This window comes from Rathayibacter sp. AY2B9 (assembly GCF_002931595.1).
Lineage (GTDB): Bacteria > Actinomycetota > Actinomycetes > Actinomycetales > Microbacteriaceae > Rathayibacter.
The window spans coordinates 65,256-78,946 of record NZ_PSUB01000015.1 but is presented as its reverse complement, the minus strand read 5'-3'; the positions used below and the strand labels follow the sequence as shown (position 1 = coordinate 78,946).

Genomic DNA, 13,691 nt, shown 5'->3' with positions numbered 1-13,691 from the left:
CATCCGCCCTGCTGGGCGCGATCGTCGGAGTCGCGTCGCTGGCGACCCCCGCGCCGACCCCCGGCGCTCCGCTGACCCGCCGCGAGGCCCGCGAGCGCGAGGGCCGCATCCGGCCCGCCGCACCCGCCGGCGCTCCCGCGCAGCCCTCGGCTCCCGCCCCGGTGCACCCCGCCCCGGAGGGATCGTTCTCGTCCCGCCGCGACCGCCGCGAAGCGGAGGGGCACCGGCTCCGCACCGCGCCCGCCCGCCGCGGGGCCTCCTTCTTCCGCCCGTCCCCGCGCACGCTGGCGCTCGCTGTCTCCGGCGGGCTCGTCGTCGTGGCCGTCGCGTCGAGCCTGAGCCTCACCGTCGGCACCGGCTCCTCGGCCGAGTCGGCCACCGCGACGCCCTCCGCTGCTCCGACCTCGACCAGCGTCGCCGTGCTCCCCGCGACCACCGCCTCCGCCCGGGTCGTCCTCAGCTCCGTCTCCACCACCTCCGGCACCGTCGCCGGCGGCACGAGCGTGACGCTCGAGGGATCGAACCTGGACTCGGTCGCCACCGTCCGCTTCGGCGAGGCCGAGGGCAGCGTCGCGGTCGACAACCCCGACCAGATCACGGTCACCGCTCCTCCGGCCGACGGAGAGGCAGCGGGCGAGGTTCCGGTCGCCTTCTTCGACGCCGACGGTCAGGCCATCACGTTCGACGCGGTCACCGACTCCGCCGCGGCGGTCACCGTCGACGGGACCCCGGCCGACGCGGTGCAGCCGGCCGTCGACACGTCGGGCGCCGCGGAGGGCACGACGGCCGAGGCCTCGACCGACCTCGCCGCCCCGACCGCGACCGCCACTCCCAGCCCCGCCGCGACCGGCGTGCTCGCCAGCACGAAGGTCGTCGCCTCGGCGATCACCTTCGCCTACACGCCCGACCCGGCGATCGAGGCCGCGAAGGCCCAGGCCGCGCTGGACGCGAGCCGCCTGGCCTCGCAGCTCGACTACCTCTCCACCTACTGGAACGACTACAACTCGGCCCAGTACGGCGTGATCTCGGGCAACGACTGCGTCAACTTCACCTCGCAGTCGCTGATCGCCCGCGGCTGGGAGATGGACGGCGAGTGGAGCTACTCCTCCTCCGGCGGCTACAGCTCCGCCTGGGCGTCGTCGACAGCGTTCAACGCCTACCTCGCCGCGCACCCCGAGCGCGCGACCGCCATCCCCGACTCCGAGCGGAGCCGGGTGAAGCCGGGCGACATCGTCCAGTTCGACTGGGACGGCTCGGGCGACTGGGACCACACGGGCGTCGTGACCAGCGTCGACGGCGACAGGATCCTCTACTCCTCGCACACCGCCGACAACCACGACCAGAGCATCGACGCGGCCTCCGCCGGCCGGATCATGTTCTGGGGCGTCTGACGCTCGACGCACCCGCTCCACGCACGACGACGGGGCCGCCACCGCTGATGCGGTGACGGCCCCGTCGAGGTTCCGGTCAGATCACTTCTTGAAGACGTCCTTGACGTCCTCGCCGACCTTCTTGGTGTGGGCCTTGGTCTGGTCGGCCTGGCCCTCGGCCTCGAGGCGCTCGTTGTCCGTCAGCTTGCCGACGGCCTCCTTGGCCTTGCCGACCAGGTTCTCGGCTGCGTTGCGGATCTTGTCGTCTGCACCCATGAGGGGCTCCTTCTGTTCGGTGTGACCATCCGCCGGCGGGTGCCGGGGAAGCTGCGGGACCGGGGTCAGGCGACCCGGTCCTCCTTGGAGAAGCCGGCCCGGGCGCTCGAGGCGACCTCGAGCAGGACCGGCAGGCGGGCGCCGAGCAGGGCGTCGAGCGCGTCGACCTCCTGGTGCACGGCGTCGACCACGGTGCGGGGCGAGACGCCGCCGCGGGGGAGGACGCGCACCTTCAGCGCCGTCTCGGAGCCGTGGCGGTAGGCCGCGACCGTGACGTCGAGGAGCTCCGTCCGGCCCGCGAGGGCCGTCTCGAGGACGTCCTCCGCGAAGCCGGTCGCGATCTCGATCCCTCCGGCGGGCGCGCCCTCGGCCTCGTCGCGGAGGACGGTGCCGGTGCGGCCGTGACCGTGGGCGAAGGCCATCACCAGCGCGAGGATGATGCCGAGGAGGCAGATCCCGACGACGGCGTAGAGCGGCCAGAGGACGGCGGCATCGCTCCAGGCGGTGCCCTCCTCGGGGGAGAGGCGCGACACCAGGGCCGCGCCCTCGCCGTCGGCGAAGGAGAGGACGGAGTCGCGGACCGGCTGCGAGACGGCGATCAGGACGGCTCCGGCGCTGACCAGCGCGAGCACGAGGCCCACGACGAGCAGGACGAGCCGGTTGACGAAGCGGTTGCTCGTGGTCATCAGATCCTCCCGGAGGTCGAGACGCGGACGGTGGAGCGCGGGGCCGGCTTCGCGCCGATGCGGGCGAGCTCCTCGTCGACCGCGCTCTGCACGGCGTCGCGGTCGACCGCGACGCCGGAGGCGGGGGTCACCTCGACCAGCGCGGTGCGCCGGCCGAGCGAGGCGCGGGTGTCCTCGCGGCGGGAGTGGGCGGCCGTGCGGGCTGCGCGGGCCAGGGAGGAGGCGATCACGCCGTCGTCCACGACCACGGCGAGGCGGTCGTCGTCCACGGTGTGGCGGGCCCGGGACCCGGGCGCCAGTGCGAGCACCAGCAGGACCAGGGCGAGGACGCCCGCGCCGACAGCCACGCCGATGAGGGCGGGGTTCGCCAGCGACGCGACTCCGACGATCGCGCCCAGCAGGGCGGACGGTGCGGCGAGCAGGGGCGTGGCGCCGAGGATCGCGAGCACCGCCTCCGTGCCGACGTAGGCCGCGACCAGGGCGATGAGCACCAGGACGACGATCTGCGCGGCGGAGCGGGACTTGTGGGTCTCGCGACGGAGGTAGCGGCTGTAGCGGGTGTCGGGCGCCGACGGTGCGGGGCTCATGCGACTCTCCTCGTGCTTCGGGTGCGGGTGCCCGTGACCCGGATGTCGATCCGGCTGACGGTGCGCCCGGTCAGCGCCTCCATGCGGGAGGCGATGCGGGTGCGATCGCCGTGCAGGCGCTCGAGCAGGGAGCCGCCGGCCGGGGCGGTGCCCGGCTCGACGACGACCGGCGCGGTCACCGCGAGGGCGAGGCCGCCCCGGTCATCGGAGAGGCGGACGCGGATCGCGGAGACCTCCACGCCCAGCTCCTCGTGGACGATCGCCACGGCGGCGCGCTCGATGGAGCGGACGGTGATGGTGACGGTGCCCGCCACCGGCGATGCGGGACGCGTGTCGAGAGCGGTCACGGTGGGCTCCTAGCGGGAGGTGGTGCGGCCGCGGAACACGTCCACGAGGCTGCGCACGTCGAGGGTGCCGTCGGCGATGCGGGCGATCACGACGCCGAGGGCCATGAAGAGGGCGGTGAGGACGAAGCCCCAGAATCCGAACATCAGGGCCGCGAAGGCGAGGATCGCGCCGACCACGACACCGAGGACGGTGCTGCGGCCGCCGGGGGCGGTGGGCGCGGGGCGCTGGAAGTCGCTCATCGGACGCGGCTCTCGGTGGCCTCGTCGTCCTTGTCGTCGCCGGGGATGTGCACGTCGACGACGGCGACGTTGATCTCGGAGACGGCCATGCCGACGAGCTCGGTGATGGCCTCGGAGACGGCGGCGCGGACGGAGTCGGCGACCTTCTGCATCGGCACGGGGTACTCGACGACGATGGTCACGTCGGCCGCGACCTGGGTCTCGCCGACCTCGACGCTCACGCCCTGGGCGTGGTCGGCGCCGCCGACGGCCTGGCGGATCGCGCCGAAGGCACGGGCGGCGTTGTTGCCGAGGGCGAAGACGCCGGGCACCTGACGGGCCGCGATGCCGGCGACCTTGGCCACGACGCTGTCGTCGATGACCGTGGTGCCCTGGGCGGTGCCGGAGGTCCGCGAGCCGCCGAGGGTCGTGACCGTGTCGACGGAGGTCTTGTCGACGCGGGTGGTGGAGGGGGTGCGCGTGGTGTCGCTCATGAGGTCTCCTGGACGTCTCATCGGCTGCCGTTGCTGAGCAGACCGGGGTCGAAGGCCCGGCGGGAATCCGGTCGGGCTGTGCTTTCATGAGTGAGACGGAGCCCGGACGGCGTTCGTCACGGTGCTCGGCGGACTTTTTCCTGAGCGTCACCTGTAAGGCGGCCCGAGGCCGCGTGAGCGGAGAGGGAGGAGGCGCCGTGCCCGGACTGGAAGCGGCGAGCGACGCGCTGCTCGCCGAGCGCTCCGCCGAGGGCGACGTGCGCGCCTTCGAGGTGCTCGTCAAGCGGCACCAGTCGATCCTCCGCGCCTACGCCTGGCGGCTCACGGGCTCGCAGGCCGATGCCTCCGACGCCGTGCAGAACGCGCTGATCACGGTCTGGGCGCAGCTCCCGCAGCTCAAGGAGCCGGCGAGCGTGCGCAGCTGGATGATGCGGATCGTCAGCCGCTCCAGCGTCGACCTGCTGCGCCAGCGCCGCCCGACCGACGACGTCGACGCCGTGGAGCATCCCCCGGCCCGAGAGCCCGGCCCGTTCGAGGCCGCCGAGCAGAGCGACGCCATGCGGGCTCTCGCGCACGCCCTGTCCGAGCTGCCGGAGTCGCAGCGTCAGTGCTGGGTGCTGCGCGAGGTCGGCGGGGAGTCGTACAACGAGATCGCCGATCACCTCGGTCTCACGGTGACCGCCGTGCGGGGCAAGCTCGCCCGCGCGCGCGAGTCGCTGGTCGTGGCGATGGAGGACTGGCGATGAGGGAGCAGACGCGATGAACGCGGACCAGGGTCCCGGCGACGGGCCGGAGCGCGCGGGGGAGCACGACGTCGTGCTGCCGCCCGCGCTCGAGCAGGAGGCGGACGCGACGGAGCAGGAGGGCGACGGCATCGGCATCGACGAGCTGAGCGACTACCTCGACCGCGGGCGCACGCCGTACGACCCCGCCATCGAGGAGTCGCCGGAGCACCGGCGCACTCTGCGCGCCCTCGAGCGCGTGCGCGCCCTCTCCGGCGCGCTCATCGACGACGACGCCGCACGCCTACCCGCGCCGGAGGAGAGCTGGTTCGGCTCGATCCTCACCCAGGTCCGCCGCGAGTCGCGGGCCGGACGCGACATCCCGCTGGCGAGCGTCCAGCCCGACGTGGCGCTCACGATCACCGAGGGAGCGGTCCGCGGACTCGTGCGCGAGGCGGGGGACAGCGTCGCCGGCGTGCTGGTCGGCCGCTGCCGCCTGGTCGGCGACATCGCCGAGCCGGGCGCGGAGGTCGTGGTGGAGCTGACGATCTCGGTCTTCTGGGGGGTGCCGATCGCCGAGGCGGCCCAGCAGGTGCGCGAGCGCGTGCACTCGCGGCTGCTGACTCAGACCGAGCTGCGGGTGTCGAGGATCGACGTCCGCGTGGAGGACGTCTACGTCCCCGGGACGGAGGAGTCGTGAGCGGCCTCGAGGCGGCGGCCCCGGTCGATCCGGTGTCCGCGCTCGCCGCGGAGCTGCGCGCCCTGGACGGCGTCGCGACCCTGATGCCGGCCAGGCCCGAGGTGCGCGACGTGCTCGCGCACGCGGCGACGGCGCTGAGCGCGACCGGGATCGTGGTCGAGCCGCTGGGCACCGCGAGCGGCGGCACGTTCGCCGATCCGGTCCTGGTCCGCGTCGCGGGGGACGAGGTGTCCGTTGCCGTCGACCTCTGCGTGACCGCGGAGGCGTCCGCGCCGGACGTGGCGCGCGCGATCGGAGCCGCGGTGCGCGAGTGGTGCGTCCGGGTGCATCCGGAGCTGCGGCCGCGGGTGACCGTCCGGGTCGCCGCGATCGACTAGCCGGATCGGGGAGCGGGCGCGGCTGTCCGCAGGCCGCGACGCCTCGCCGCGAGGAGCGGAGCCGGGCCGGGCGCTCTCGTGCTTCTTCGGAGTGCACCGTGCCGACCGGAGCGACGGTGCTGCAGGGCGCCCGAGGCCGGTGTCCGCGCCGTCTCCCCCTGAGGAGCTTCCCGCTCAGGCGCGCCTCCCTGAGGAGCTTCCCGTTCAGGCGCGCTCGGCGAGGAACGCGTCCGTCTCGGCCGCCGTCGGCGCGGACACCGCCGCTCCGGCGCGGGTGACCGAGATCGCCGCGGCCGCGCTCGCCCAGCGGGTGAGGGCGACCAGCTGCTCCGGATCGTCGAGCCGTGCTCCCGTGGCGGCGAGCCGGGCCGAGAAGGCGCCGCAGAAGGTGTCGCCGGCGCCGGTGGTGTCCACGGCCTCCACTCGGAAGGCCGGGGTGCGCACCGGCCCGCGGTCGCGGACCGCCACGACGACGCCGTCGGAGCCGAGGGTGACCAGCACGAGCGGCACCAGCGCGGTGAGGGCGGCGGCGAGCGCGTCGTCGTCGGCGGCGGTGATGCCGCGATCGGCGGCGAGCTCGCGGGCCTCGTGCTCGTTGACGATCAGCACGTCGAGCACCGCCAGGAGCTCCTCCGGCAGCGGTCCGATCGGGGCGGCGTTCAGGATCGACACCGTGCCGCCGGCGCGCGCGGCGCGGGCCGCCTCCGTCACCGTCGCCGTCGGGATCTCGAGCTGGAGGAGCAGGGCGTCGGCCGCCGCCACCAGGGCCGACTCCTCGGCGGTCAACCCGACCAGGGCGGCGTTCGCTCCGGAGTCGACGACGATCGCGTTCTCCCCGCGCTCGTCCACGGTGATCTGCGCGGTGCCGGTGCGGACGTCGCCGCGGCGGGCGCGCAGCTCCAGCGGCTCCTCGCCGAGGACCGCGGCGAGCCGGTCTCCCGCCGAGTCGCGTCCGAGGCTCGTGACGAAGACGGTGCCGGGCGCGGTCCGTGCGGCCGCGACGGCCTGGTTGAGGCCCTTGCCGCCCGGGAACGTGCTCGCGCCGAGGGCGAGCACCGTCTCTCCGGGAGCGGGGATCCGGGCGACCCGGTGGACGTGGTCGAGGTTGGCGCTTCCGAGCACGAGGAGGGGCATGCCCTCGACGTTAGAGCACGCGCAAGGGGGTCCGCCGCGGGCTCGGCCGCACCTACGGTGGAGGCATGGAAACTCGAATCCTCGGACGCACCGGCGCCCCCGTCTCCGTCGTCGGCCTCGGAACCTGGCAGCTCGGTGCCGACTGGGGGGACGTCGCCGAGACCGACGCCCTCGCCGTGCTCGACGCCGCAGTGGAGTCGGGGGTGACCCTCTTCGACACCGCCGACGTCTACGGCGACGGCCGCAGCGAGCGGACGATCGGCGCCTACCGCGCGGCGCACCCCGACGCGCAGGTCTTCGTCGCCACCAAGATGGGTCGTCGCGCGGAGCAGATCCCCGGCAACTACGTGCTCGACAACTTCCGCGCCTGGACCGACCGCTCGCGCGCCAACCTCGGCGTCGACACCCTCGATCTGGTGCAGCTGCACTGCCCGCCCACCTCCGTCTACTCCGACGACGCCGTCTACGACGCACTCGACACCCTCGTCGCCGAGGGCGCGATCGCCGCCTACGGCGTCTCGGTCGAGCGCACGGAGGAGGCGCTGACCGCCATCGCCCGCCCGAACGTCGCGAGCGTCCAGATCATCCTGAACGCGTTCCGCCTCAAGCCGCTCGACGAGGTGCTGCCCGCCGCCCGCGAGGCCGGCGTCGGCATCCTCGCGCGCGTCCCGCTCGCCTCGGGCCTGCTCAGCGGCCGCTACACGACCGAGACCGTGTTCGCGCCGGAGGACCACCGCAGCTACAACCGCGACGGCTCAGCCTTCGACGTCGGCGAGACCTTCTCGGGCGTCGACTTCGCGACCGGCGTGGAGGCCGCGCAGGAGTTCTCCCGCCTCGCCGACGACCACGGCCTCGCCCCCGCGGCGGCCGCGCTCGCCTGGATCATCCAGCAGGAGGGCGTCACTTCGGTGATCCCCGGCGCCCGCTCGCCCGAGCAGGCCCGCGCCAACGCGGCCGCCGCCTCCGCCGCGCCCCTCGGCCCCGCCTTCATGGAGGCCGTGAACGCCCTCTACGACACCCACTTCCGCCCCACCGTCCACCCGCGCTGGTAGCCGGCCCTTTCCTCACCGCCGCTGAGTCGCCCGAGAAGGCTCGTTCTCCTGGGCGGGAACGAGCCTTCTCGGGCGACTGAGCGCAGCGCCTAGGAGTTCAGCGCCGCGTCCACGATCGTGCGCGCCTCGGCCTGGACCTCGTGCAGGTGGTCGAGGCCGCGGAAGCTCTCGGCGTAGATCTTGTAGACGTCCTCGGTGCCGGAGGGGCGCGCGGCGAACCAGGCGTCCTCGGTGACGACCTTGACGCCTCCGACGGCCGCGCCGTTGCCGGGCGCCTTCGAGAGCTTCGCGGTGATCTCGGACCCGGCGAGGGTCGTCGCCGCGATCGCGTCGCCGTCCAGCTTGCCGAGGGCCGCCTTCTGCGCCTTCGTCGCCACCGCGTCCACGCGCTCGTAGACCGGGTCGCCGAAGCGCTCGGTCAGCTCGCGGTAGAGCGCCGACGGGCTCTTCCCGGTGACCGCCACGATCTCGGAGGCGAGCAGCGCGAGGAGGATGCCGTCCTTGTCGGTGGTCCAGACGGTGCCGTCGAAGCGGAGGAACGAGGCGCCCGCGGACTCCTCGCCGCCGAAGCCGACCGAGCCGTCGACCAGCCCGGGGACGAACCACTTGAAGCCCACCGGGACCTCCCAGAGGCGCCGGCCCAGCGACTCCGCGACCCGGTCGATGATCGAGGAGGAGACCAGCGTCTTGCCGATCGCCGCGTCCTCGCGCCAGCCGGTGCGGTGGCGGTAGAGGTAGTCGATCGCGACGGCCAGGTAGTGGTTGGGGTTCATCAGCCCGCCGTCGGGGGTGACGATGCCGTGCCGGTCCGCGTCGGCGTCGTTGCCGGTGAGGATGTCGAAGTCGCCGGCGCGCGCGACCACCGAGGCCATCGCGCTGGGGGAGGACGGGTCCATCCGGATCTTGCCGTCCCAGTCGAGGGTCATGAAGCCCCAGGCCGGGTCGACCTCCCCGTTCACCACGGTCAGGTCGAGGCCGTGCATCTCGGCGATCAGCTGCCAGTAGTGCACGGAGGCGCCGCCGAGGGGGTCGGCCCCGATCCGCACGCCGGCCCTCCGGATCGCGTCGAGGTCGATGATGTTCGCCAGGTCCGCGACGTAGTGCGTGCGGTAGTCGTAGGTCTCGACCGCGGAGGGCTCGGCCGAGGTCACGCCGCGGTTGCCGTCGGCGATGAGCTCATTGGCCCGGTCGGCGATCCAGGTCGTCGCGTCGGAGTCGGCGGGGCCGCCGTGCGGCGGGTTGTACTTGAAGCCGCCGTCACGGGGCGGGTTGTGCGAGGGGGTGACCACGATGCCGTCGGCCCGGTCGGTGTGCGCGGGGTCGTTGTTGTAGCGGAGGATCGCGTGGCTGAGCGCCGGGGTCGGCACGAAGTCGTCGAACTCGTCCACGAGCACGCGGACCTGGTTGCCCACCAGGACCTCGAGGGCGGTGGTGAGGGCCGGGCGGGAGAGCCCGTGCGTGTCGGCGCCGATGAACAGCGGGCCGGTGATGCCCTGCTCGGTCCGGTACTCGACGATCGCCTGGGTGACGGCGGCGATGTGGTCCTCGTTGAAGGCCGTGTCGAACGAGGATCCGCGGTGGCCCGAGGTGCCGAACACCACCTTCTGAGCCGGGTCGGAGACGTCCGGCTTCTTCTCGTAGTACGCCCTCACGAGGGCCTCGACGTCGATGAGATCGGAGGCCTGTGCCGGCTTCCCTGCGCGATCGGTCATGCGGTCCATAGTGGCAGTCCGGCCCCCTCCAGGGGTACCGCGGCTGGCTAGGCTTGCGCCATGCCCGACAGCGCCCCCGAGACCCGTGCCTACAGCTATCTCGGGCCCAGCGGCACGTTCACGGAGGCGGCCCTCGCGCAGGTCCCGGAGGCGCGCGGACAGCTGTGGCGCAGCGTCGCGAACGTGGGGGAGGCGCTGAGCGATCTGGTCACCGGCCGCAGCGACGGCGCGGTGATCGCGATCGAGAACTCGGTCGAGGGCGGAGTGACGGCCGCGCAGGACGCGCTGGCGCGGATCCCGGGGCTGCGCATCGTCGGCGAGTACCTGGTGCCGGTGTCGTTCATCCTGGTCGGCCGCCCGGGGACGAGCCTCGAGGAGGTGCGCACCGTCGCCGCGCACCCCGTCGCCTACGGGCAGTGCCGGGTGTGGCTCGACCGCGAGATCCCCAGCCACGAGCACCTGCCGGCCTCCAGCAACGTCCAGGCCACCGTCGACCTGCTGGGCGGATCTCCCGCGGACGCGGCCATCGCCCCTCCCGGGATCGTCGCCCACCACGACGTCGCGGTGCTGGCGGAGCGGATCGGCGACAACCCGAACGCCGTCACGCGCTTCGTGCACGTCTCGCGCTCGCACGCGCTGCCCGAGCCGACCGGCGCCGACAAGACCAGCGTGATCGCCGAGCTCCCGGCCGACCAGCCGGGCGCCCTGCTCGACATGCTCGAGCAGTTCGCGACCCGCGGGGTGAACCTGAGCATGATCCAGTCGCGGCCGATCGGCGATGCCCTCGGCCGGTACCGGTTCGTCATCGACCTCGACGGGCACGTCCAGGACGAGCGGGTCGCCGACGCGCTGATGGGGCTGCGGCGCTTCAGCCCGAAGGTGATCTTCCTCGGCTCGTATCCGCGCGCTGACCGCCGCCCGGTCACCTCCGTGCGACGCTACGACGACGAGGTGTTCCTCGAGGCCCGCGACTGGCTGCGCGGGATCCTCTCCCACGAGCCGGAGGTCGACGATGACCGGGGACGACGATGACGGGTCGCGACGATGACTGACGACGACGAACGGGTCGACCCGCGCTACGACCCGGCCTTCCAGCGCGGGTTCTCGGGACCGGTGGAGCGTCTGAGAGGCGACGAGCGGGCGTTCGCGAGGCCCGGCTCGGGGGCCGCCCCCGGCGCTCCCGCCGCCACGTCCGGATCCGCCGCTCGTCCCGCGCTCCCGGAGTCGCGCGTGGTCCGCCCCGGCTCCTCGTCCGTGCCCGGACCGCGCCGCATCATGGCCCTGCCCGACATCGCCGGAGCCGCCGAGGGTCGGCGGTCGCACCGCCTCGGCGCCGAGACCGCGCCCGCACCCCTGCCGGAGCCGGCCGCCGACCCCGCTCCCGCGGCTCCCGCCGAGCCCGTGCGCGAGGCGCCCCTGCTGCGGAACCCGTGGCTCCTCGTGCTCCTGCTGGCAGGCCTCGCCGGGACCCTGATCGGCCTCGCGCTCCTCTACACCGGCTACTCCTCGCCGCCTCCGCCCTACTACGGCGACTCCGACGTGCCCTCGCCCGCGTGGATCCAGCGGCAGCTCCTCTACTACTCCTGCATCCCCCTGCTGGGCTGCCTGCCGGCGTCGCTGCTGCTGGCGGTCGGAGTGGCCGCGCTGCGGTGGCGCGGCGTCGTCGTGCGGCCCCGCGCCGAGGAGCCGCGCGAGTCCGCGCAGCTCCTCGAGGCCGAGGCTCAGACTCCGGACGCGCCGAAGAGCAGGCCGAGGAGGTAGGTCACCAGGGCCGCGCCGTAGCCGATCCCGAGCTGGCGCAGCGCCCGGGCCAGCGGCGGGGCGCCCGAGAGCAGCCCGACGACCGCGCCGGTGGCGAGCAGGGCGATGCCCACGAGCACGCAGGCGACGACCACCGCGGCGAGCCCCGTCAGGCCGAGCAGGTAGGGCAGCACCGGGATGATCGCGCCCGAGGCGAAGAAGCAGAAGCTCGACAGCGCCGCGCCCATGCCCGTGCCGATCGACTCGTGCTCGTCGACGTCGGGGTCTCCTGCGGGACCGCCCAGCGTGATGGGGGAGGTGACGGCGCCGCCGCGCAGGCCCGTGAAGACGGAGGCGGCACGCGCGTCGGCCTGCTCCTGGGTCATCCCGCGAGCGCGGTAGACCAGGGCGAGCTCGTTCGCGTCGACGTCCAGATCGGGGACGATGCGGTTCGCGTCGAGGTCCGGGCTGGAGGCCGAGAGCAGCTCGCGCTGCGAGCGCACCGAGACGAACTCGCCCGCGCCCATCGAGAGGGCGCCGGCGAGCAGGCCCGCGATGCCCGTGAACAGGACGACGCCCGTCCCGACTCCGCTCGCTCCCACTCCGAGCACGAGGGCGAGGTTCGAGACCAGGCCGTCGTTCGCTCCGAAGACCGCCGCGCGGAACGTCCCGGAGAGGCGGTTCCGGCCGCGCTCGGCGAGCCCGCGGACGACCTCGCCGTGGATCCGCTCGTCGGCCGCCATCGCCTCGGTGGCGTCGTCGTCGTCGGCGTAGGGGGAGCGGGCCTCGGCGCGCTGGATCAGGGCGAGGACGAACACCGAGCCGAAGCGGCGGGTGAGGAAGCCGAGGAAGCGCGTGCGGAGGTCCGGGCGGGGCGCGGGCTCCGCCGCGGAGCCGAGCAGCTCCCGCCAGTGCTCCTCGTGGCGGCCCTCGGCCACGGCGAGCGCGAGCAGGATCTCCCGCTCCTCGCCGGAGCGGCGGCCGGCGAGGTCGCGGTACACGGAGGCCTCGGCGAGCTCGTCGGCGAGGTAGCGGCGCCAGCGGCGCACCTGGGCGGGACTGGGGGTGGGGGCGGTGGTCGCCATGCGATCTCCTGGCTCAGGTCCGCCGACCCGCGCGAGAGGACCGGTCAGGACGTGCGTCGACTGACCGAAGGTCTCGTTCGCCCCGGCCGGAGCCGGGGTGGAGCGCCGGGCCCGGATCGTCCCGGACCAGCATGTCGACGCGCCTCGTCGTCCGCTCGGCGGACGGTGGGAACTACTCCCCTTCGCGGGGACCACCGTAGCCGAGATCGGAGGAGAACGCCCGGCCGATCCGCGGGCCGCCGGGCGGACGTCCGCCCGGCCCGGGGCCGGACCGTCGTCGCGGACGCTCGCGCCGGGTCAGAGCGAGGCGGTCGCCCGGGCGGCGCGGCGGGCCTGGCGCTCGTGCTCGGCGTCCAGGAGCGTGCGCGTGGCGGGGACCGCCAGGAACTCGACCAGGGTGTCCGTCTCCTCGACGATGCGCTCGGCGCGGTCGAGCGGGTCGGCGCGCAGGAGGCGGCGGGCGGCGGACGCGACGTGCGCCGGCTTCGCCGCCAGGGCGCGCACGCGCTCGTCGACGCGGCCGGCGAGGTCGGCGCGCGGCACGACCTCGGTCACGAGCTGCCACTCCAGCGCCTCGGCCGCGCGGACCGGGCGGCCCGAGAGCACGAAGTCCAGGGCGCGGCGGCGGCCGACGACGCGGGGGAGCGCGGCGGTGACTCCGACGTCCGGGACGAGCCCGACGTCGCCGTACGCGCTGAGGAAGAGTGCGGCGGGAGTCGCGATCACGATGTCGGCGGCCAGAGCGAAGGCGATGCCGGCGCCGGCGACCATGCCGTCGATCGCGCAGACGACGACGGCGCGGCTGTCCTCGAGCAGGCGGATGACCTGGGCGGTCGTGGTCGCGACGTCGCGCAGGTAGTGGTCCGGGTGCTCGGACCCCATGATCGCCGAGATGTCGCCGCCCGTGCAGAACGCGCGGCCGGCCGCGGCGATCACGATGACGGAGCAGCCGGCGTCGGCGTCGAGGTCGGCGACGGTGCTCAGCAGCAGTCGCGCGGTGCCGAGGTCGATCGCGTTGAGGGCGTCGGGGCGGTTGAGGGTGATCCGGGCGACGGAGCCGTCGCGCTCGAGGACGACGCCGGGGGTCGCGTCGATGAGGGGGGTGGCGTGCATGGGAGAGCCTTCAGGGGAGCAGGGGTGTCGAACGCGGGGGGACGTTCTCGGGGGACGACTCACATTCGCAGCCGTCC

Annotated in this window: 17 protein-coding genes; 7 read left to right on the top strand and 10 right to left on the bottom strand. The window is 74.2% G+C overall.

Annotation, left to right across the window (positions count from 1 at the left end; translation table 11 throughout):
• On the top strand, positions 1-1,391 hold a 1,391-nt coding region (locus C5C25_RS13520), incomplete at its 5' end, for an amidase domain-containing protein (RefSeq protein ID WP_104250903.1).
• A gap of 81 nt (positions 1,392-1,472) precedes the next feature.
• Here the strand turns inward: C5C25_RS13520 and C5C25_RS13515 are convergent.
• The 6 genes from C5C25_RS13515 to C5C25_RS13490 form a co-directional block, all read right to left on the bottom strand.
• The gene (locus C5C25_RS13515) at positions 1,473-1,646 is read right to left on the bottom strand and encodes a CsbD family protein (RefSeq protein WP_104226788.1); all 174 of its coding nucleotides are present in this window, start codon (positions 1,644-1,646) and stop codon (positions 1,473-1,475) included.
• A gap of 65 nt (positions 1,647-1,711) precedes the next feature.
• Complete coding sequence (locus C5C25_RS13510) at positions 1,712-2,332, bottom strand: hypothetical protein (RefSeq protein WP_104250902.1); 621 nt, start codon at positions 2,330-2,332, stop codon at positions 1,712-1,714.
• Complete coding sequence (locus C5C25_RS13505) at positions 2,332-2,919, bottom strand: DUF6286 domain-containing protein (RefSeq protein ID WP_104250901.1); 588 nt, start codon at positions 2,917-2,919, stop codon at positions 2,332-2,334. Before C5C25_RS13505 ends, C5C25_RS13510 begins: the two co-directional genes overlap by 1 nt.
• Positions 2,916-3,266: a hypothetical protein gene (locus C5C25_RS13500; RefSeq protein ID WP_104224953.1), complete on the bottom strand. Its 351-nt coding sequence runs from the start codon at positions 3,264-3,266 to the stop codon at positions 2,916-2,918. The genes C5C25_RS13505 and C5C25_RS13500 overlap by 4 nt, the downstream gene beginning before the upstream one ends.
• A gap of 9 nt (positions 3,267-3,275) precedes the next feature.
• A complete protein-coding gene (locus C5C25_RS13495; RefSeq protein WP_104224954.1) occupies positions 3,276-3,506 on the bottom strand; it encodes a DUF2273 domain-containing protein in 231 nt (76 codons plus the stop codon).
• A complete protein-coding gene (locus tag C5C25_RS13490) occupies positions 3,503-3,979 on the bottom strand; it encodes an Asp23/Gls24 family envelope stress response protein (protein WP_104224955.1) in 477 nt (158 codons plus the stop codon). Before C5C25_RS13490 ends, C5C25_RS13495 begins: the two co-directional genes overlap by 4 nt.
• Positions 3,980-4,176: 197 nt before the next feature.
• On the opposite strand from C5C25_RS13490, the gene C5C25_RS13485 reads away from it, so the two are divergent.
• Genes C5C25_RS13485 through C5C25_RS13475 form a run of 3 tightly spaced genes read left to right on the top strand, consistent with a single transcriptional unit; the run spans position 4,177 to position 5,778 of the window.
• Positions 4,177-4,725 (top strand): RNA polymerase sigma factor, encoded by a 549-nt coding sequence (locus C5C25_RS13485; protein WP_104224956.1) that lies wholly within the window; start codon positions 4,177-4,179, stop codon positions 4,723-4,725.
• Positions 4,726-4,738: 13 nt separating this feature from the next.
• Positions 4,739-5,401, top strand: coding sequence for an Asp23/Gls24 family envelope stress response protein (locus tag C5C25_RS13480; RefSeq protein ID WP_104233947.1), 663 nt, complete (start codon positions 4,739-4,741; stop codon positions 5,399-5,401).
• The gene (locus C5C25_RS13475) at positions 5,398-5,778 is read left to right on the top strand and encodes a hypothetical protein (RefSeq protein WP_104224958.1); all 381 of its coding nucleotides are present in this window, start codon (positions 5,398-5,400) and stop codon (positions 5,776-5,778) included. The genes C5C25_RS13480 and C5C25_RS13475 overlap by 4 nt, the downstream gene beginning before the upstream one ends.
• Positions 5,779-5,982: 204 nt before the next feature.
• Here the strand turns inward: C5C25_RS13475 and C5C25_RS13470 are convergent, their stop codons facing one another.
• Complete coding sequence (locus C5C25_RS13470; protein WP_104250899.1) at positions 5,983-6,912, bottom strand: ribokinase; 930 nt, start codon at positions 6,910-6,912, stop codon at positions 5,983-5,985.
• A gap of 65 nt (positions 6,913-6,977) precedes the next feature.
• Here C5C25_RS13470 and C5C25_RS13465 point away from each other — a divergent pair, with 65 nt between their 5' ends.
• Positions 6,978-7,964 (top strand): aldo/keto reductase, encoded by a 987-nt coding sequence (locus C5C25_RS13465; protein ID WP_104250898.1) that lies wholly within the window; start codon positions 6,978-6,980, stop codon positions 7,962-7,964.
• A gap of 89 nt (positions 7,965-8,053) precedes the next feature.
• Here C5C25_RS13465 and pgm read toward each other — a convergent pair whose 3' ends face one another.
• On the bottom strand, positions 8,054-9,676 hold the full coding sequence (pgm, locus tag C5C25_RS13460; RefSeq protein WP_104250907.1) for a phosphoglucomutase (alpha-D-glucose-1,6-bisphosphate-dependent): 1,623 nt from the start codon (positions 9,674-9,676) through the stop codon (positions 8,054-8,056).
• Positions 9,677-9,736: 60 nt separating this feature from the next.
• On the opposite strand from pgm, the gene pheA reads away from it, so the two are divergent.
• Complete coding sequence (pheA, locus tag C5C25_RS13455; protein ID WP_104247578.1) at positions 9,737-10,708, top strand: prephenate dehydratase; 972 nt, start codon at positions 9,737-9,739, stop codon at positions 10,706-10,708.
• 12 nt (positions 10,709-10,720) lie between these two features.
• Positions 10,721-11,437: a hypothetical protein gene (locus tag C5C25_RS13450; protein WP_104250897.1), complete on the top strand. Its 717-nt coding sequence runs from the start codon at positions 10,721-10,723 to the stop codon at positions 11,435-11,437.
• On the opposite strand, the gene C5C25_RS13445 is transcribed toward C5C25_RS13450, so the two are convergent.
• Together C5C25_RS13445 and C5C25_RS13440 are read right to left on the bottom strand one after the other, a co-directional pair.
• A complete protein-coding gene (locus C5C25_RS13445) occupies positions 11,398-12,501 on the bottom strand; it encodes a VIT1/CCC1 family protein (RefSeq protein WP_104224963.1) in 1,104 nt (367 codons plus the stop codon). The two genes, C5C25_RS13450 and C5C25_RS13445, sit on opposite strands and share 40 nt — an antisense overlap.
• A 297-nt stretch (positions 12,502-12,798) precedes the next feature.
• Positions 12,799-13,614, bottom strand: a complete 816-nt coding sequence (locus C5C25_RS13440) for an enoyl-CoA hydratase/isomerase family protein (protein ID WP_104250896.1) — start codon at positions 13,612-13,614, stop codon at positions 12,799-12,801.
• Positions 13,615-13,691: the final 77 nt, after the last annotated feature.